Annotated in this window: 15 protein-coding genes; 9 read left to right on the top strand and 6 right to left on the bottom strand. The window is 46.2% G+C overall.

Annotated elements, in window-relative coordinates:
• Genes mreD through rodA form a run of 3 tightly spaced genes read left to right on the top strand, consistent with a single transcriptional unit; the run spans window position 1 to window position 3,801 of the window.
• Window positions 1–504 (top strand): rod shape-determining protein MreD, encoded by a 504-nt coding sequence (gene mreD, locus WKT13_RS06250; protein WP_340323281.1) that lies wholly within the window; start codon window positions 1–3, stop codon window positions 502–504.
• Window positions 501–2,351 carry a penicillin-binding protein 2 gene (gene mrdA / locus WKT13_RS06245; protein ID WP_340323280.1) on the top strand — a complete coding sequence of 617 codons (1,851 nt, stop codon included), beginning with the start codon at window positions 501–503 and terminating at the stop codon, window positions 2,349–2,351. Before mreD ends, mrdA begins: the two co-directional genes overlap by 4 nt.
• Window positions 2,332–3,801, top strand: coding sequence for a rod shape-determining protein RodA (gene rodA / locus WKT13_RS06240; protein ID WP_340323279.1), 1,470 nt, complete (start codon window positions 2,332–2,334; stop codon window positions 3,799–3,801). Before mrdA ends, rodA begins: the two co-directional genes overlap by 20 nt.
• Here rodA and WKT13_RS06235 read toward each other — a convergent pair.
• The 6 genes from WKT13_RS06235 to WKT13_RS06210 form a co-directional block, all read right to left on the bottom strand.
• Window positions 3,787–4,254, bottom strand: coding sequence for a gliding motility lipoprotein GldH (locus WKT13_RS06235; protein ID WP_340323278.1), 468 nt, complete (start codon window positions 4,252–4,254; stop codon window positions 3,787–3,789). The two genes, rodA and WKT13_RS06235, sit on opposite strands and share 15 nt — an antisense overlap.
• Entirely contained in the window at window positions 4,251–5,471 is a 1,221-nt protein-coding gene (locus WKT13_RS06230; RefSeq protein WP_298619501.1) for a PSP1 domain-containing protein, read from the bottom strand. The genes WKT13_RS06235 and WKT13_RS06230 overlap by 4 nt, the downstream gene beginning before the upstream one ends.
• 72 nt (window positions 5,472–5,543) lie before the next feature.
• Window positions 5,544–6,644 (bottom strand): DNA polymerase III subunit, encoded by a 1,101-nt coding sequence (locus WKT13_RS06225; protein WP_340323277.1) that lies wholly within the window; start codon window positions 6,642–6,644, stop codon window positions 5,544–5,546.
• A gap of 27 nt (window positions 6,645–6,671) precedes the next feature.
• Window positions 6,672–7,625 carry a methylenetetrahydrofolate reductase gene (locus WKT13_RS06220; RefSeq protein ID WP_340323276.1) on the bottom strand — a complete coding sequence of 318 codons (954 nt, stop codon included), beginning with the start codon at window positions 7,623–7,625 and terminating at the stop codon, window positions 6,672–6,674.
• Window positions 7,626–7,721: 96 nt separating this feature from the next.
• Window positions 7,722–8,519 (bottom strand): alpha/beta hydrolase, encoded by a 798-nt coding sequence (locus WKT13_RS06215; protein WP_340323275.1) that lies wholly within the window; start codon window positions 8,517–8,519, stop codon window positions 7,722–7,724.
• A gap of 1,362 nt (window positions 8,520–9,881) precedes the next feature.
• Window positions 9,882–11,027 carry an acyltransferase gene (locus tag WKT13_RS06210; protein WP_340323274.1) on the bottom strand — a complete coding sequence of 382 codons (1,146 nt, stop codon included), beginning with the start codon at window positions 11,025–11,027 and terminating at the stop codon, window positions 9,882–9,884.
• Window positions 11,028–11,185: 158 nt separating this feature from the next.
• Here WKT13_RS06210 and WKT13_RS06205 point away from each other — a divergent pair, with 158 nt between their 5' ends.
• The 6 genes from WKT13_RS06205 (at window position 11,186) to WKT13_RS06180 (ending at window position 18,325) form a co-directional block, all read left to right on the top strand.
• Window positions 11,186–12,610 (top strand): DUF6734 family protein, encoded by a 1,425-nt coding sequence (locus WKT13_RS06205; RefSeq protein ID WP_340323273.1) that lies wholly within the window; start codon window positions 11,186–11,188, stop codon window positions 12,608–12,610.
• Window positions 12,611–12,634: 24 nt separating this feature from the next.
• Complete coding sequence (locus tag WKT13_RS06200; protein WP_340323272.1) at window positions 12,635–13,483, top strand: hypothetical protein; 849 nt, start codon at window positions 12,635–12,637, stop codon at window positions 13,481–13,483.
• A gap of 16 nt (window positions 13,484–13,499) precedes the next feature.
• A complete protein-coding gene (locus tag WKT13_RS06195) occupies window positions 13,500–14,417 on the top strand; it encodes a hypothetical protein (protein ID WP_340323271.1) in 918 nt (305 codons plus the stop codon).
• A 62-nt stretch (window positions 14,418–14,479) separates the two neighbouring features.
• On the top strand, window positions 14,480–15,424 hold the full coding sequence (locus WKT13_RS06190; RefSeq protein ID WP_340323270.1) for a hypothetical protein: 945 nt from the start codon (window positions 14,480–14,482) through the stop codon (window positions 15,422–15,424).
• 216 nt (window positions 15,425–15,640) lie between these two features.
• The gene (locus tag WKT13_RS06185) at window positions 15,641–16,807 is read left to right on the top strand and encodes a glycoside hydrolase family 76 protein (RefSeq protein WP_340323269.1); all 1,167 of its coding nucleotides are present in this window, start codon (window positions 15,641–15,643) and stop codon (window positions 16,805–16,807) included.
• A gap of 57 nt (window positions 16,808–16,864) precedes the next feature.
• A complete protein-coding gene (locus WKT13_RS06180) occupies window positions 16,865–18,325 on the top strand; it encodes a glycoside hydrolase family 125 protein (RefSeq protein ID WP_340323268.1) in 1,461 nt (486 codons plus the stop codon).
• The last annotated feature ends 281 nt before the right edge of the window (window positions 18,326–18,606 follow it).

Below are 18,606 nucleotides of genomic sequence, written 5' to 3'. Positions count from 1 at the left end.
ATGAATCTGGAATGGGTTAAGACTTTGTCATTCTTTATAGTTCTGCTGCTGGTGCAGGTGCTTGTGTTCAATTACATCCATCTGTTCGGTTATGCCACACCTTTATTATATGTATATTTCGTGCTTCCGGCACGTCGGGGCTTTCCCAGATGGGCTTTGTTGTTATGGTCTTTTCTGCTCGGACTGTGTGTGGACATCTTTTCCAATACACCAGGACTTGCTGCGGCGTCCATGACCTTTGTTGCACTCATACAGCCATATCTGCTCGAACTATTCGTGCCACGCGACAGCCCTGACGATTTGAAACCTTCTTTCAAGTCGCTGGGAGCAGCCAAATACATGGCTTATACCTTCATTCTGGTATTTGTTTACAGCATCGTGTTTTTCTCACTCGAGATATTCAGCTTCTTCAACTGGCTGCAATGGCTTGCAAGTGCCGGTGGTAGCATGATTATAACACTTGTTCTTGTGTGGGTTATAGAAAACTTAGTTAATAGAGAATGAAAGACTTCAGTCTTGAAAATCGGCGTTTTGTCATCGGTGGTGTGGCCGTCGTCATAGTGGTGATTTATATCATCAGACTTTTCACTCTCCAGCTGATGAGCGACGACTATAAGAAAAATGCCGACAGTAACGCCTTTCTTAAAAAGATAGAATATCCGTCGCGAGGAATCATAAAGGACCGCAACGGCAAGCTTCTTGTGTATAATCAGCCTGCCTACGATATAATGGTGGTGATGAACGAGGAGAAAGGACGGCTCGATACAATGGAGTTTTGTCAGACGCTCGGTATCACCAAAGAATTTTTCATAGAACGTATGGCCGAGATAAAGGACCGTACGAAGAATCCTGGATACTCGCGTTTCACTCAGCAGTTGTTCATGAGCCAGCTCTCGAATGAGGAGTTCAGTATGTTTCAGGAGAAGATTTTTCGATTCCCGGGCTTCTATGTTCAGAAGCGAAGCATACGTCAGTATCAGTACAGTCACGCCGCACATGTGCTGGGTGACGTGGCCGAGGTTTCTCAAAGTGACCTGGAGGATGACGAATATTACCAGCCCGGCGATTACATAGGCAAACTGGGAGTTGAGAAATCTTACGAGAAAGTGTTGCGTGGAGAAAAAGGTGTTCAGATACTTCTGCGTGATGCACGAGGCAAGATACAAGGAAAGTATATGAACGGAGCGTACGATCGCAAACCGATAGCTGGCCGCGATCTTACGCTGAGCATTGATCTCGATCTTCAGGCGCTTGGAGAAAGACTGCTTGAAGGCAAAATCGGAAGTATTGTTGCCATAGAACCATCCACCGGCGAGGTGCTTTGCATGGTGTCGTCGCCAACGTATGATCCGAAATTGATGGTGGGAAGAATGCGCGGAAAGAACCATAAGAAGTTGTCTCTTGATTCATGGAAACCGCTGCTCAACCGTAGTGTGATGGGACAGTATCCGCCGGGCTCTACGTTCAAAACGTCGCAGGCGCTCACGTTCATGTCCGAAGGAATTATCGGTCCGGGTACCGCTTATCCATGTCATCACGGATTCTATTGTCGCGGAATGCATGTTGGATGTCACTCTCATTCCTCTCCTGTCGCACTGGTCGGTGCGTTGAGCACATCGTGCAACTCCTATTTCTGTTGGGGATTGTATAATATGATAAGTAACCGTCGCAAGTACAAGAGCAAAGCCGAAGCTCTCAACACCTGGCGTGATTACATGGTGAGCATGGGATTTGGTTATAAACTTGGCATCGACTTGCCCGGAGAGAAACGCGGAATGATTCCTAATGCGTCTTACTATGGCGACATGTATCAGGGCTATTGGAATGCGCTGACGGTAATCAGTATTTCAATTGGCCAGGGAGAGGTTACACTCACTCCGCTTCAGGTTGCCAATTTGTGTGCGACAATAGCCAACCGTGGATATTATTACGTTCCGCATGTTGTGCGGAAAATACAGGATATGCCGCTTGATACGACATATACACGCCGTCATTATACCAAAGCCACGCGCCGGGCATACGATTATGTGGTGGCCGGAATGCGTTCGGCTGTAGTCAAGGGAACATGTCGTGCGGCCAACAGACCCGATTACGAGGTATGTGGAAAGACCGGAACGGCGCAGAATCATGGCCAGGACCACTCTATATTCATGGGCTTTGCACCTAAGGACAATCCTAAAATCGCGGTAGCAGTGTACGTGGAGAACGGTGGTTACGGAGCCGACTTCGGTGTTCCTATAGGTGCGCTGATGATGGAGAAATATATTACAGGCAAGTTGTCTCCGGAAAGTGAGAAGCGTGCTACGCATTTTCAAAACAGTAGAATTTCATATGGTACAAGGAGCAGGTAGGCGTCAGAGCGTTTTGTCTTCGATAGACTGGTGGACCATCATTTTCTATCTTGCCTTGCTGATATTCGGTTGGGTGAGTGTGTGCGGTGCTAGCTACACTTACGGTGATAATGATATTTTCAGTCTGGATACACGTTCAGGCATGCAGATTGTATGGATAGCAACATCTGTGTGTCTCGGTTTTTCCATTCTTTTGATGGATACCCGTTTCTTCGATACTTTCTCATATATCATCTATGGCATTCTTCTGCTTTTGCTGTTTGCCACAATATTCAATCCACACGATATCAAAGGTTCTCATTCCTGGATTGTTCTCGGACCATTACGACTACAGCCCGCCGAGTTCGGAAAGTTCGCTACGGCTCTTGCTTTGGCCAAACTCATGAGTTCGTTCGGGTTCAATATACACCGATGGAAGCATTTTGCTGCAGCCTGCGCCATAATTCTCATGCCGATGTTCTTCATCATCGGACAGCGCGAAACCGGTTCGGCACTTGTTTATCTGTCGTTTTTCCTCGTGCTCTATCGAGAAGGCATGCCCGGCAGTATATTGTTCACGGGTGTTGCTATGGTTGTTTATTTTGTCGTGGGAATAAAATATGAACAGGTATTTCTGGCCGGAACACCTACTTCTGTGGGCAAATATGTTGTGTTCCTGCTTGTTCATATATTCACGGCATCAATGGTTTACGTCTATTGCAAAGACCGTAAGCAGACGCGGCTCATATTGCTTTATGTACTTGGTATAACACTTATTGCCACTCTTTTTTCGGTTTTCGTGATACCGTTTGACATCGTTCTTGTGCAGATAACGCTCAGCGTACTGCTCATGATATATCTTTTGTATCAGCGGTTGCGCAGCCGTATTCCCAACTATCTGTACATCATGCTGTTCTCGCTCGGTTCAATAATGTTTTTCTATTCGGCCGATTATGTACTTAACAGCGTTATGGAACCACACCAGAGAGTGCGTATCAACGTGCTGCTCGGTCTTGAAGAAGACATTTCCGGAGCTGGATACAATGTGCATCAGAGCGAGATAGCCATAGGTTCTGGCGGTTTGAAGGGTAAAGGATTCCTCAACGGGACCCAGAACAAACTGAAATTTGTGCCCGAACAGGATACAGACTTCATCTTCTGTACCGTGGGCGAGGAGGAAGGTTTTCTTGGTTCGGCAGGCGTGTTGCTGCTTTTCCTGGCACTGATATTAAGGCTGATATATCTTTCCGAACGACAACCGTTCAAATACGGGCGTATTTACGGCTATTCGGTATTGAGCATATTCCTTTTCCATGTGTTCATAAACGTAGGTATGGTGCTTGGTCTTACGCCTGTGATAGGCATTCCGTTGCCATTCTTCAGCTATGGAGGTTCTTCTTTGTGGGGATTCACCATCCTTCTGTTTATTTTCCTTCGGATAGATGCCGACCGCAAGTTAGTCAACACTTAACGATATTCCCACATCGCTTATACCCGGCAGCATTTCTCTCTTCATGTCGTGTCTTACACGTATGTGAAGCGAATCACCCTTGCTTAGCTGCATCTTTTTTACGGGAAATCTGAACTGATAGTAGCTCACACCCTTTCCTCTTGTCTTACCGTTTCTGTCGGTCAGTTCGCATTTCACGGTATCCGTGAATATTGTGTCGGCCGGCATAAGCCGCTGTTCCACAATAAGTGTGAGCCCCATGAACGGATAGTTGTCGGTTATTCTCAGGCCAAGCGTCGACTCATACATGCCGTCGGCAGTAAGCCGTGGAATATCAAACCGCAGCGTATCGTTCTTTTCCCACCCTGAAAGAGGTGTATGATCATATTTGTCATACACCTTGCTTTCATTGCAGGACTGTAATGCCGTTGCGGCAATTATGCCCATTATAAGAGTTGAAAATGTTTTTCTCATTCCTGTTTTGGTGCCGGAGCGTTTTTCTTCGGCTGCTTTGGCTGTTCCTTGCCGTTATCCTTGTTTTTGGCGTTGGCGGCGTTGTTCTGCTGTTTGTTTCCGCCGTTGCCCTGTCTGTTATTTCTGTTTCTTGAGCCGTTGTTCTTTTTCTTCTTCTTGCTCTTGTCAAATCTGCTGATGTCGGCTTCGGCAAGCAGGTCGGCCGGACGGCTTTCTCTCTTCGCCTTTCCGTTGTCGGTGAGTGAGAGAGGTTTCTCTCCGCGCTTGTTCATATCGATTATCTCGTGCGCTCTATCAAACGAAATCGTCTCCACGTTGGACATTGTGTTCTTGTCGGTAGAGTAGGTCACAAGCCCCGTGAGAATATCGCTTTTCACGAGATAATAGTCGCTGTCCTTAGTCTGGAGCACTATTTCCTTGCTCGGCATTCTGCGTCTTGCCTCTACATAGTCGTCAGCCTCATAGTTCAGACAACATTTCAGTTTTGCGCACATGCCCGCCAGTTTTTGCGGATTGAGCGATATGTCCTGTATGCGTGCGGCGTTGGTGCTCACGCTTACGAAGTTTTTCATCCATGTGGCGCAACACAGTTCGCGTCCGCACGGGCCAGTTCCTCCGATGCGTCCTGCCTCCTGTCGTGCACCGATCTGCTTCATCTCAATTCTCACATGGAATGTTTCTGCCAGCACCTTTATGAGTTGTCTGAAGTCAACACGCTCATCTGCAATGTAATAGAATATCGCCTTATTGCCGTCGCCCTGATATTCCACGTCGCCGATCTTCATCTGCAGTCCCAGGTCTTTCGCTATCTGGCGGCTCTGTATCATTGTTGCGTGCTCTCTGCTTTTCGCTTCATAATACTTGTCCATGTCCACAGGTTTGGCTATGCGGTATATTCTCTTGATGTCGTCGGCCGATTTCAGGTTGGCTTTCTTTATCTGAAGTTTCACCAGTTCGCCGGTAAGAGTGACCACACCTATGTCGTGTCCGGGATTGGCCTCCACCGCTACGATGTCGCCTTTTTTCAGATCTATGTTGTTGACATTATGATAATATCCCTTGCGCGTGTTCTTGAACTGCACCTCCACGAGGTCTGTCCTGTCGGTGTTTCCGGGCACGTCGTACAGCCAGTCGTATGTGTTGAGCTGTTTGTCCTGCCTTCCGCACGCTCCGCAGCTGAGGCCCCGGTCGCAGTCGTGCGCTATTTTGAATTTCATATCTTTAAAGTCTGTCATGTCTCGAAGTTGTATATTGAATTATAAAATGTATATATTGAGTTATTGAATGTCTTACGTACGTTTATGCAGCAGGATTATTATCTGCAGCGACATCTCGAAGAACACCATTTTTGCGTTGGCGTTCTGTCCTATGTCCCGTTTGGCTTTGGCCATGAGTTCTGCCATTTCTATGACGTTGGCCTCGTTGATGAACGGTGCAAAACGCTTGGCAAACTCCTCTTCCTCCTCTGTCATGTAGTTGAGTTCGGGCGTGTGGAAGTTGTAGACGAAGTTCTCCCTTACCATGTGTGTGAAGTAGTCGAGCATCCGTCGCTGTTTCTCACGGCCGTATCCGGCCACGCTGTCGCTCCATTTCTTCAGTTCCTTCACCTTGCGCTGGTAGGCCAGACGCATGAGCATGGTGAACATGTCGAAGAACATCCTGTTCTCGTTGCCGGCGTTAAGAGTCTCCACCGCCTTTGTCCAGCTGCCTCCTGCCAGACGGGCTATGCGCCTTGCCGCCGTTTCGTCAATACCGCGCCGTGCGATGAGCTCCTGCTCCATGTCGGCGGTTTCGATAGGCTTGACGTCTATACGCTGTGTGCGGCTCCGTATGGTTTCGAGCAGTTGCTCCGGTTCCTCGCTCACCATTATGAACAGTGTTTGTCCGGGTGGCTCCTCGAGCAGCTTCAGCATCTTGTTGGCGCAGGTCTGGTTCATACGCTCCGGTAGCCATATTATGCTTACCTTATATCCGCCCATGCTTGGTTTCAAGCTCAGGATACGTGTCAGTTCGTCGCTTTCCGCTCCGGTTATTATGGCCTGCTGGCTTGTCGCTCCTATGGCGTTCATCCACTGTTCGATGGTGAAATACGGTCCATTTGCGAGCATTCCGCGCCATTCCTTGGCGAAGTCGCCACTCACGGGCTGGTGTTCCTTGCCCATGGACGGGAGTTTTATGGTGGGGTATGTGAAGTGAAGGTCAGGATGATTGAGATGATCGGTGAGCGTTGTTTCGCCGAGCATGTACGATGCGAACCCCATGGCTATGGCCATTTTGCCGCATCCAGACGGTCCGCACAGCAGTATGGCGTGCGGCACCCGGCCTTCGGTCTTCATCTCCTTCAGCCTTCCGATAGTCTCTTTCTGTCCTACGACGTCTTCAAACCTCATTCTCTCTTCAGTGTTGTATAGTTTGTTTTACAGAATTTTTCTCAGAATCTCCCTCACCGAGTCGGATGCCGACATTGTGTAGAAATGTATGTTGCCCACGCCGGCGTCGTACAGTTCACGACACTGCTGTGTGGTCCATTCTACGCCGAGCGCACGTGCGTCGTCATCGCTCTTGCATTTCAGCGCTTCCTGCGCCAGCTCCTGCGGAAGGTCACAATGGAAAGTACGCGGCACGGCAGTGAGCTGTGACATCTTTGTGAATGGCTTGATGCCCGGTATTATCGGCATGGTGATGCCCATTGCGCGCGCTTTCTCCACGAACGCGAAATACTTGCTGTTGTCGTAGAACAGCTGTGTCACGGCATACTGCGCACCCAGTTCCTGCTTGGCTTTCAGCCATGTCATGTCCATTTCGAGGTTGGGTGCCTCTTCGTGTTTCTCGGGATAGGCTGCCACGCCATAGTCGAACGTACCCATGGGACATTTTATCGGTGTGCCGTCGGCGAAGAATCCCTTGTTGAACATGTTCACCTGCCTTATCAGGTCGGTGGTGTGTGCGTGTCCGTTCTTTGTCGGTATGAAGTTGCGGTCCTCCTTCGCCTTGTCGCCACGCAGCAGCAACAGATTTTCTATTCCGAGAAACTGCAGATCGAGCAGTTCGTATTCAATGTCCTCTATCGTTGCTCCGCTGCATATCACGTGCGGTATTACGGGTATGCCGAACCTGTTCTGTATGGCTGCGGCAACGGCAACCGTGCCAGGACGCCGTCTGATACGGCGGCGCTCATACAGTCCGTCGCCGGTTTCGCGATATACATATTCGCTGTGGTGTGTGGTTATATTGATGAAAGCCGGACCGAACTCTCTGAGTTTCTCTATTGTGGAGAACAGGCTGCCTGTGCCGGTACCTTTGAGCGGCGGCAGCACTTCAAACGAGAATCCGCGTCCGTTTGTGCGGCTTAACATTTCCTTTATGTTCATGCTTCTGGGCGTGTGTAGTCTTAGTTTCTGTGTCTTTTTTCTTACATTGTGGCGTCGGTCGTGTGGGGCTGACCTATGCGCGGCTGTCTGTCCGTGCTATTTTGACATTTCGCCTTTTATCAGCAGGCAGGCCGGTGTCACCACATTTCCGTGGTCGAATCCGCTAAGTTCGTGTATGGGAATCTCTGTGTTGCCCACGCCCTCAAGCACCGATTTCAGATAGAGATTCTCCTCATAGCGTGCCATCTGTTCCAGACGGCGGTCGCCGGTGTAGAGCACCAGACGCGTGCCAAGCTTTCGCGCGTTGTTGAGTGGCGCGTATTTGTCTATTATAGGCATTGTGAACGAAATCTTACGTTCCTTGCGTATGGTGTAGTGAGTGGCTGCCTGACCGCTCACGGGGAAGTAAGCCCGTATGGAGTCTGCATCAATGCCGTATTCAGCCAGATAGTTTTTGTCGAGAGCGAGCATCAGTGTGAGGTAGCCACCTGCCGAATGTCCGCCCACGTAAACCTGCGAAGGGTCACCGCCATATTCGGCTATGTGTTTCACGGTCCATGCCACGGCCGCCGCAGCATCGCGTGTGTAGTCCGGGCATTTGCAGCGCGGGAACAGCCGGTAGTTGGGTGCCACGATGGCTATACCGGAGTTCTGCAGTTCGGGACGCAGTTCTTTAGAGCCCCCTTCGAGAGCGCCGCCGTGAAACCACACTATGGTCTTGAAGCCCTTGCGTCCTTCGGGCATGTATATGTCGAGCTTGCAACGCTCGCGTCTGTAGGCCGATGTGTCGTCGGCACTGACGTATGATATGTCTTTCAGTGTCTTGTATTTATCCTGTGCGGCAAGCGTCAGCGATATGCAGAGAGCCGCTATTGCGAGTACGAGTCTTCTCATTTTTCTGTTTTGTATGTTTTGTGTTGCGGGTTTCAGTGTATTGCCTTATGGCAAAATACCCCCTTAAACTTACAAAGATAAGAAAATTATTGAAAAATGAGGGCATATTGCCGTTCTACGCATTTTTATTAACTTATTTTTATAGACTTGCGCGACGGAATGTTAAATCTGTATTGCTGACATTCTATGATTTGCTGTCGGGTGGAGCCATGCGTGCTTCTGTGCGATTTTTGAGCACCACTACAATTACTGCACTGTGTGTCGTGTGTCAGCCGGTTGGGACTGACGCCCGCGCTGAAGCGGTGGAGAATGTGTTTCGTCACGCTCTGTTTCAGGGTGCGAAACGGAGTTTGTTGAGTGCTTATAAATGCTGTTCCGGAGTGTGAAAAATGTTTTTTGTTACTTGGTGAAAATCCGATGGGCTTTGGGTTTTATCAATGATCTACAATGACATGCCGGGAAAACTTGTGTCAATATGTGACCGTATAAACCATGGCTGTCATTTCCTCATGTAATGATGAGTCCACACTGCCGCTTACGATTTATCAACCACGCGTGACAAGTACGTGTCTTCCGTGGATCTCCTCGCGCACGATACAAGTGTTTTAACAGAAAACTCGGATTACGGACTTACAGATTTTCTTGACTTTATTTTGACAAAATAAAATCGCAAAAGAGATGTAAAGGAATGTTAAATTGTGCCTTATAAAGGCTCTTTCATCGTACATCGTATTTTCATATACCCTGTAGTGAAGTCCGGAATGATCTGTATCACATTCCGATTATGCCTGTTTGAGGCTCCGATTACGTCCATATCAGGGTGTGATATGGTGCGTTTCAGGCCCTGAAATGGGTTTTATCGCATGCCAAAACGGTGCTTTTCATAATTCGAAAGAATTATCGTTGTGTGCAAGTGTTTGGCATCCAGTATTTTAGAATAACCTCTAATAATTCGCGTATTTGCGTCCGAAGGAGAGTCCGCACGCAAATACGTGCTGGATTTTTGGGGTAGAACAGAAAACTCTGACGAAAAAATTGCAGGATACAGAAAATTTGAAAGTTCCGTATTTTTCCACATTCGGCAGAAAGTGACAATGTTGTAAGAATTCCTGAATCCGCCGCCTTTTTGTTTAGATCAGTTCCCGCAGAATTTTTGCAGAACCGCTTTTATGGAGGCAAAAGAACCTTTTGTAAAGAAAAAACGTCGGAAGCGGTTTTCGTATGAAGCCGTTTCCGACGTTTTAGGTCTGTTTTTCTGTGTCGCGTTATGCCGGATTGCGTCCGGCGGTATGTTAAACGTAAACAGTTCTAATGTTAATTAATGCAAAACGATGCAGGCTTTGCAATTTGCCCGACAGCGTCTTATCCCATGATGTAGCGCGCCTTGCGGCCGAGCAGTTTGTACATTGCCCAGGTGAATGCGTAGGATATGATGAATATCATTATGGCCATGACAGGCACCTGGAGCGGTATGGGCAGCGACATCTTGCCGATGAGTATGAACACCGGACCTACAACAAAGTAGTGTACTATGTATATTCCGAATCCGTATTTCGGCATTGTGGCGAGAGCCTTGCGCAGGGGTTCGCCGTTTATTCTGACCTTCTGCAGCGGCAGGAACACAGCTATGGTCATGAGCACCACGTTGGGACTACAGAATGTGAAGTACAGTTCCATGTCGAGTTCCGTTGATGCCGGATTGGCTGCGGCTGCGCTGAAACCGGTGAATGTAACGGCATATCCGGCAGCAAACATCACAGCACTCACGGCGAGAGTCTTGCCGATGCTCCAGTCGTTGCCGCGACGCAGATAGTGGCCCAGCAGCAGATAGCCGGAGAAACCAGCGAAGTAGTAGAACAGTCCGAACTCATTCCATGTGGCTTCGCCGAACAGATATTTGTTGATGTAAGCCTCGCCGTAGGGCAGGAAGAGTGATACTGCCCAGATGGTGAGGAATATGCGCTCGGCGCTGCGGCCGTATTTCTCTATCCATGCCGAGAAGAACGGTATGTAGAGATACATTCCTATGAGCAGATACATGTACCACATGTGGTTTTCGGTGAAGCTGAACTGCAACGGTATCATGGCTACGTTGCGCAGCGAGTCGGCCAGAGCCTGCGACTCGTTGCCCTGCACGTAGCAGAAAAAGTCGCCTATTATCTCCTTTGGCAGTCCGATGACGCCTGTGAACCAGGGGAATATGTTGTAGAGCACCGACCATATGAGCATCGGCCAGAGAATGCGCAGTATACGCTTTTTGTAGAAATCCTTTATGCTCATGTCGCCTACAGGGAGCAGCAACAGACCGGTCATCATTACAAAAAGCGGCACGGACGGACGTAGCAGCGAACCGTAGATGGCGGCCCAGTTTTTGTATTCGGGCAGTTTGCCGAGGACGGGCGAGATGTAGAAAGGATCAATGCAATGCACGCCGATGACCATAAGCATGGCTACGAGGCGCACGACGTCGAGCCACACTATGTGGTCTCTTTTGTTCAAGTTGTTCATTGTTTTATGGGTTTTTAGAGAGTTAACGGTGCAAATATACGCATTTTAGTTAAGTTAATGATTGGGTGTTTATATGTGAAGTGTTAATTATTTTTAATTATTATTATACATCTTGACTTAAGTTTCTTTTTTTTCTTTCTTTGTAAAAAAGAAATGGTATGAATATTGTACAAACTTTATGGACAGGAAATAGAGATCTTATCTCAGAAACGTTTGGATGGTGTGATTCACAAACGCATCTTTTTTCATGGGTGTTAAGTTGTCTTACATTGTTGAAATATAAAAAGAATTTAGTTTTATATACAGATTCAAATTGTGCAAAAATATTTATTGATAAATTACATCTACCTTATACGGATGTAAGGATTTGTTATGATAAGTTAAAATGCCCATTGGAACATTGGGCTTATCCTAAAATGTTAACCTATGCCAAACAGACAGAACCTTTTATTCATGTTGATGGTGATTTGTATTTTTTTAATGGATTCACTGAATATTTACAAAAAGCTCCACTTATTGCTCAGAATGAAGAGATTGGTACTTTGTATTATAAAAATATGATGGATAATATTTTGCATACAAATCCAATATTACCATATTATTTGATTACTGAATTAAACAAAACTCATATTGGATCTTATAATGCAGGAATATTGGGAGGAAACGATATTGATTTTATACAATTATATTGCGAAGAAGCTTTTAAGGTCATAAAAAATAATGGATTTGATTTGTTATTCTGTGAAAACAGAAATGTAAATAACAATTTACTTTATGAACAAGTTTTATTTTATGCGCTTGTGAAAGAAAAATCAAAGCAAGTGTCATGTATTGTAGACAGAATTGTAAATGATAATGGATATACATATGATGAATTTTGTAATATTTATAAGTATGAATCATTAAATTTATTACATATTCTAGGTGGATATAAGCGAAATAAAATTATAGCTAGACAGATAGAAAAAATGGTTTTACAACTTTACCCAGAATATTACTTACGTGTGTTAAGCTTATTCCCACAAAAAAATAAACGTTTTAATAAATTGGAATTACAAACTTTCTATAATATACAAGATTATATTAATGAGTATTTCCGTTGGTTATATAAAAATTTAGTTAATTGGGAGAAAATTTCGCAAGAAGAACTTTTGGATATAGAACAGCGTATTGGGGGGTATATACGGTTTATCAATTTACCCTTAGAGGAACAGGATGAATGTTTATTGGAAGTACATCCATATTTGAATATTTTTTATGTTCCTCAAGAATGGCCTAATGAAGTAAAAGAAATAATATTATATATTGTAACTAAAAATATGGATAGGAATTATGTAAAAAATATTGTATGTTTACCGTGTTTAAAAGAAAATGGGTTTAAAAATATTGTAATAGATGATATCTCATGCAATATTATTAATTTTATACAGAATAATTCTAACGTGTCTATTCTAAAAATAAAAATATTTTTATGTAAATTATTAAAAATAAGCTCTGAAAGTAAGAAAAATTTTTTTAATAAAGTAGACAATATAATAAAATATTTAATGAGTAAAGGTCTATTATATGTTTATATAAATTAATTACAATTCTAATTGTTTAACATTATGAAAGAAAAAATAGATGAAAATTCAGAAATTTTATTATCTGAAAATGTTCAAGGAAACGCTATTTCTGGTACTGGTACGGGGCCAGATGATTGTATGCCTGTAGATGTTTACGAAACATTGTTGGAAAGTGGTGCACTAAAATCTAGTGTTTATGTATGTGGGCTTGGTTGGAAGCAACCTTCTATAAGTATTGAGGGTTGTGGCTGTGGTTGTGGTTGTGGCTGTGGTTGTGGTTGCGGCTGTGGTTGTGGCTGTGGTTGCGGCTGTGGTTGTGGTTGTGGTTGTGGTTGTGGTTGTGGTTGTGGTTGCGGCTGTGGTTGTGGTTGCGGTGATTCTGGTTTGTCGGAAAGCGTATATAATATAAATAATATAATGGCATCATCTATAATTATGAACGCAATGAGAAGTATGTGGAAGCAAATGGTTGCTGATGCAAAACAACATTTACGACGTGAAATAGGGTGCTGGTTGTATTATGATCCGTCAACAAAAAAATATTATATGGGAGAAAAAAAATATGGTCCAAATGTTAGTGGTAATCAAGAAGGAACTGTAATTTTAGGAAATTCGTTACCTCAAAACAATGGTGTTCCTAAATCTGCTGTTGCAATAGGAGCATGTCATGTTCATACAACATTGTCATATGAATCTGGCAATTCTTATTATAAGACTCCAGGACCTTCTCCTGCAGATTTTAATTTGTTAAATAACGCACCAGACAGTTCTTTTGGTATAATAATAGATTACAGGGAACAAAACAATCCGGGTGATCCGGTTGATTCTCCATTATCATTGTATTATTACAAAAAGGGTGGACATGTTGAAAAATATGATTTTTGGTTGTAATAAGGTATCATCGTAGATGTATTTATTTTTATTTTGTCTTATATTCTTATCTAAAATAACATCACCATATGCTATTACAAAACTGTCGCGGCCTGACGCGAGGGTGCGCGACAGTGTGATGGTGGCACGTGTTCAGCATCTGATGATGACGAAGCGTCCGTGGCTCTACCGTCGTGAAGTCAGACCGGTGGTGAAAAGTTGGGTGATGGACGATCCTGCGGTGGCAGGTAAGGAGCGTGAACCGTACATATGGCTTGTGGACAAGGCTGTAAAGGTGAGGAAGGGCGACGTGTGCTATGCCGTCACTCTGTATTACTGGAACTGGATGGAGGAGGGTTTTACGGAGGATTATACAGCCCGTGGTATATTTCTCGACCGCACCGGCGAGCTGCTTACGTTGTGGGACGGATGGGGATACGGTTGGTCTGATCCTGACGGTATGACCGATCAGCGAAGGCTTTCGCTCATGCCCGTGGCGGCGCGTGACTCGGTGCTCGCGGCGGTGTCGGCTGATGTGCTGAAGCGTCTGCTTCCGCGTCTTTATTATGACGGCGCCCGTGTGACTGACGTTCGGGAGGAGACGTTCGAGAAGTTGAAGTATCCGTGGCTCGGTGATGACGTGGCTGATCTTCACACAGCCAATCCTGCCGACCGTTACGGCATCTTTTATGTGGTGACGCTTACGGGAGAACGCCCGTGTGGAGAGGACGGACAGCGGAAACCTTACCGGATGGAGGTGTATGTGGCGGAGAAAGACGAGATGCCATATAAGGCAGTGGATGCGGTGAACAACCGCGTATATACGCTTATGGAAAGTTCGGTGCTAGACGACATGGAACGTCGTCTGCCTACGGTGGATAACGGTTGCAGGGAGTGGATAAGAAAACAGCGCGTGGCGATAGACTGCTTTCGCGATGTCGAGTTTGCCAGATGAGCAGTGACGGAGGGTGACGGCAGTGTGACGTGCCGTCGGGAGTTGATTCAATAAAGGATATTATGAAAAGAGCGTTTTTATTCATATTGTTTGTTGTGTGCGGTTCTTTCACGATGATGAACGCGCAGAAACTGTCGTCTATGTGGAGACTGCGGCGCGACAGTGTGATGACAGCTTGTCTGCAGGCTGAATTGAAAAGCCGGTGTCCGGAGTTGTATCGTGAGGATGTCAGTCCGCTGACGGTGAAAGGAGACTTCAGATGGCTCGCCTCAGACGTCAGTGCATGGAACGGCATACGGCGGAGTGATGTGCCTGCACATGTACGTCCCGACGATGTGTATTATGAAATGACGCTTTATTATTGGAACTGGCGCAACGAGGGTCTCACCGGTCGTTATACCGCGCGTGGAGTGTTTCTCGACCGTACGGGAGAACTTCTGTTCATGCGTCCCGGTCCCTACAACAGGCTTGAAGCCGACCCTCTCACGCTCATGACACTGGGCTGCCGTCTGGCCGGAATGTCTGGAACGGCGCGCGACTCGCTGCTGGTGATGAAGGCGCGTCGGGCGGTGAGAGAGCTGATTCCGCGACTCGATCATGACGGCGTGGCGGTGAAGGTGGAACGGAATGTGTTCTGTAAGGCCGACAGCGTGTTTGTTCCGTTCTATGCCGATTATGGCGACGTATATTACCGGTTGTGGTTCAGCCGTGACGAAGGTACGGAAGGATGGAATCTGTCGGAGACGGTACAGAGACCTTATATGTGTGTCTGGGTGTTGGAGAAAAACGGCGAGCCGTTCATGCTCGATGATCTGGGGCTCCGGCGACGCTATACGCTCGTCGATTATAACAGGCTTACGGCGGTGCGCGGACGGGTATGGAATCACAATGTGCCGCGCTACCGGTGGTTGATGATGCAGGAGAATGTCATAAAATACAATAACCGCGACATGGACGGAATGGGTACGGCGGGTTATTATCAACAGAATGTCAGGCCTTTTGAGTGACGGAAACCTGTTGCGAAAACGGTGTCTTGTTATGCATGTGCACTGCCGGATATGACTGTAGTGTGCATAACTTGTTGTGTTGCAGCGTGCATTTGTGTTGCCGCTGCCTTTTTTGCCGTATTTTATTTGGGCAGCCGTTTTTTATTTTGTATCTTTGTCTCTGTATTGATTAATATGGTTTTTACTAACCCATAAGCCTGATTATTTTAATAAAAAATGACATACAATAGTTTATTGAACCGGATACTGCTGACAGTGGTTGTGCTGGCAGCGTTCGGTTGTGGATGTGTGAATGCTGCGTCTGAGGGCGGCAGCAATGCCTATCTGATGAAAAGAGCGTCGCAGACATTCGATGCAGTGAAGAAACATATGGCTACGGACGACAAGGTGCTGTTGCAGGAAGCGGTGCCTGCGAAAGCCGATCAGAATCCGTATTCTTATCTTTGGGGATACTCGGCAATGGTGTCGTCGGTGAGCGCCATGTATGAGGCTTCGGGCGACAAGCAGTGGCTGAATGTTATGGACGGCATGATGATAAAAGGCCTTGACAAGTATTATGACAACAAACGCAAGCCTGCCGGATATGCGTCGTATGTGAATACAGCACCGCAGAGTGACCGTTTCTATGACGACAACATCTGGCTCGGCATTGATATGGCCGATCTCTATGCTGCCACCGGCAAGAAAACCTATCTGAAACGCGCCGAAGAGATATGGACGTTTGTGATGTCTGGTTATGATGACAAACTGGGCGGCGGCATTTATTGGTGCGAACAGAAGAAGGAGAGTAAGAACACATGTTCGAACGCTCCGGCCAGCGTGTTCGCTCTGAAAATGTATAATGCAACGAAAGAAAAGAAATATCTGGACCGCGGACTCGATATTTATACATGGACTAAAGACAGTCTGGAGGACAAGAGTGATCATCTTTATTTCGACCACCTTACATTGAAAGGCCGTCTGGGACGTGACAAGTATTCGTATAATACAGGTCAGATGCTGCAGGCTGCGGCAATGCTTTACAAGATAACGGGCGAGAAGAAATATCTTGACGACGCTAAACTTATGGCTGAGGCTGCATACAACAGATTTTTCGAGGACAAGGGCCGTGCCGACGGACTGCGTATACTGCGTGGCGGGGAGATGTGGTTTGACTCTGTGATGCTGCGCGGATATATAGAGCTTTATGCCATAGACAAAGACAATAAATATCTGAAGGCATTCCTCGCTTCGATGAATACAGCATGGGGAGAGGACGGATCGCGTGACGCGAACGGACTATTCGGCAAACATTATGACGCGCGCGGAAAGAAAGGTTCGCGTACTTTGCTCAACCAGGCAGCCATGATCGAGATGATGGCACGCCTCTCGGCAGTGAAGTGAATGTGCTTATATATAATAAAGGTAAAAATATAATAATGTATAAATAATATCATATCTATGAATCAGAGACTTAAATTCTTTGCCGGTGCAGCGCTGATGCTGGCACTCTCGGCAAATGTTGCGCAAGCAGAAGACTTTGACGCACAAAAGTACATCACTCATGCCAAGGATGCCACGGCTTTCGTGTCAAAACGTCCGGCTGAGTCGGAGCGTCTGTTCCGTTCGGATGCAGTGGAGAAGAAGATAAAGGAAGTGAAGAAACTCCTGAAGGATAACAAATATCTTGCATGGATGTTTGAAAACTGCTTCCCTAACACAATCGATACTACTGTGCACTTCGACGGCGAGGATGACACCTTTGTTTACACCGGCGACATCGCCGCAATGTGGCTTCGCGACTCAGGCGCACAGGTATGGCCTTATGTTCAGTTGGCAAACAAGGATCCGAAACTGAAGAAAATGCTGCGTGGCGTTATTCTGCGTCAGCTCAAGTGTATCAACATCGATCCGTATGCAAATGCATTCAATCCAGGTCCGAAGGAAAACAACGAATGGGACAGCGACCTTACTGATATGAAGCCTGAACTGCACGAGCGTAAGTATGAGATAGACTCACTGTGCTATCCGTTGCGACTGGCTTACCACTACTGGCAGGTTACTGGTGATGATTCTGTGTTTGGTGAAGAATGGAAGGCAGCGGTTAAGAATATTCTGAAGACTTTCCGTGAGCAGCAGCGTAAGAACGGACTTGGTCCGTACAAGTTCCAGCGTGTGACTGCACGTCAGCTTGACACTGTATGTAACGACGGACTCGGAGCTCCTGCAAAACCATGCGGACTCATCTGCTCATTCTTCCGTCCGTCTGATGACGCTACGACATATCTTTATCTCATACCTTCAAACTTCATGGCAGTTTCTTCACTGCGCAAAGCAGCTGAGATTCTGACAAAGGTGAACAATGACAGCGCAACAGCAGGAGAGTGCACCGCACTTGCTGATGAAGTGGCTGACGCTTTGCAGAAATATGCCGTATACAATCATCCGAAGTATGGTAAGATATATGCTTTCGAGGTTGACGGTTACGGAAACTACAACCTTATGGATGACGCCAATGTGCCGAGTCTGCTCGCAATGGCTTATCTCGGTGATGTAGATATCAACGATCCTATCTATCAGAACACTCGCCGTTTCGTATGGAGTGAGGATAATCCTTACTTCTTCCGCGGTTCAAAGGGTGAGGGTATAGGCGGTCCGCACATCGGATATGATATGGTTTGGCCGATGTCCATAATGATGAGAGCTTTCACAAGCCAGGACGACGCTGAAATAAAATGGTGTATCGAGACACTGCAGCGTACTGATGCTGGAACAGGTCTTATGCACGAATCATTCAATAAGAATAATCCTGACAATTACACACGTCCTTGGTTTGCATGGCAGAACACTCTCTTCGGTGAACTTATCATAAAACTGATTGACGACGGAAAAGTTGATTTGTTAATAAATGCAAAAAGATAAAGACTGCGTCTGGCGGCATATACGAGCCGTCAACTAGCAGAATTAATACAAAAAATGGCGGCAGAAGCGTCCTCGTATACGGGTGTGTGCTTCTGCCGCCTGTTTTATTAATTTGTAAATATGATACATGAGGTGATGAATTTGTTATAATCTGTATTATAGCAAGTTATACTAAAAATGAATTTACACATTATTATATATATAGGGATTGTGTAATACATTTTATAAATACATCCGCCCTTTGAAAAACAAAGACCATTATGATATAACAGTTGTGAATG

The sequence above is a fragment of the Prevotella sp. HCN-7019 genome, from assembly GCF_037890215.1.
Taxonomy (GTDB): Bacteria; Bacteroidota; Bacteroidia; order Bacteroidales; family Bacteroidaceae; genus Prevotella.
The sequence above is the reverse complement of the archived record's forward strand: the minus strand, read 5'-3'. Positions and strand labels throughout refer to the sequence as shown.

What these genes read in the sequence shown, in the direction of transcription:
- mreD (WP_340323281.1), top strand. Translation starts at nt 1, where the DNA reads ATGAATCTGGAATGGGTTAAGACTTTGTCATTCTTTATAGTTCTGCTG.
- mrdA (WP_340323280.1), top strand. Translation starts at nt 501, where the DNA reads ATGAAAGACTTCAGTCTTGAAAATCGGCGTTTTGTCATCGGTGGTGTG.
- rodA (WP_340323279.1), top strand. Translation starts at nt 2,332, where the DNA reads ATGGTACAAGGAGCAGGTAGGCGTCAGAGCGTTTTGTCTTCGATAGAC.
- WKT13_RS06235 (WP_340323278.1), bottom strand. Translation starts at nt 4,254, where the DNA reads ATGAGAAAAACATTTTCAACTCTTATAATGGGCATAATTGCCGCAACG.
- WKT13_RS06230 (WP_298619501.1), bottom strand. Translation starts at nt 5,471, where the DNA reads ATGAAATTCAAAATAGCGCACGACTGCGACCGGGGCCTCAGCTGCGGA.
- WKT13_RS06225 (WP_340323277.1), bottom strand. Translation starts at nt 6,644, where the DNA reads ATGAGGTTTGAAGACGTCGTAGGACAGAAAGAGACTATCGGAAGGCTG.
- WKT13_RS06220 (WP_340323276.1), bottom strand. Translation starts at nt 7,625, where the DNA reads ATGAACATAAAGGAAATGTTAAGCCGCACAAACGGACGCGGATTCTCG.
- WKT13_RS06215 (WP_340323275.1), bottom strand. Translation starts at nt 8,519, where the DNA reads ATGAGAAGACTCGTACTCGCAATAGCGGCTCTCTGCATATCGCTGACG.
- WKT13_RS06210 (WP_340323274.1), bottom strand. Translation starts at nt 11,027, where the DNA reads ATGAACAACTTGAACAAAAGAGACCACATAGTGTGGCTCGACGTCGTG.
- WKT13_RS06205 (WP_340323273.1), top strand. Translation starts at nt 11,186, where the DNA reads ATGAATATTGTACAAACTTTATGGACAGGAAATAGAGATCTTATCTCA.
- WKT13_RS06200 (WP_340323272.1), top strand. Translation starts at nt 12,635, where the DNA reads ATGAAAGAAAAAATAGATGAAAATTCAGAAATTTTATTATCTGAAAAT.
- WKT13_RS06195 (WP_340323271.1), top strand. Translation starts at nt 13,500, where the DNA reads ATGTATTTATTTTTATTTTGTCTTATATTCTTATCTAAAATAACATCA.
- WKT13_RS06190 (WP_340323270.1), top strand. Translation starts at nt 14,480, where the DNA reads ATGAAAAGAGCGTTTTTATTCATATTGTTTGTTGTGTGCGGTTCTTTC.
- WKT13_RS06185 (WP_340323269.1), top strand. Translation starts at nt 15,641, where the DNA reads ATGACATACAATAGTTTATTGAACCGGATACTGCTGACAGTGGTTGTG.
- WKT13_RS06180 (WP_340323268.1), top strand. Translation starts at nt 16,865, where the DNA reads ATGAATCAGAGACTTAAATTCTTTGCCGGTGCAGCGCTGATGCTGGCA.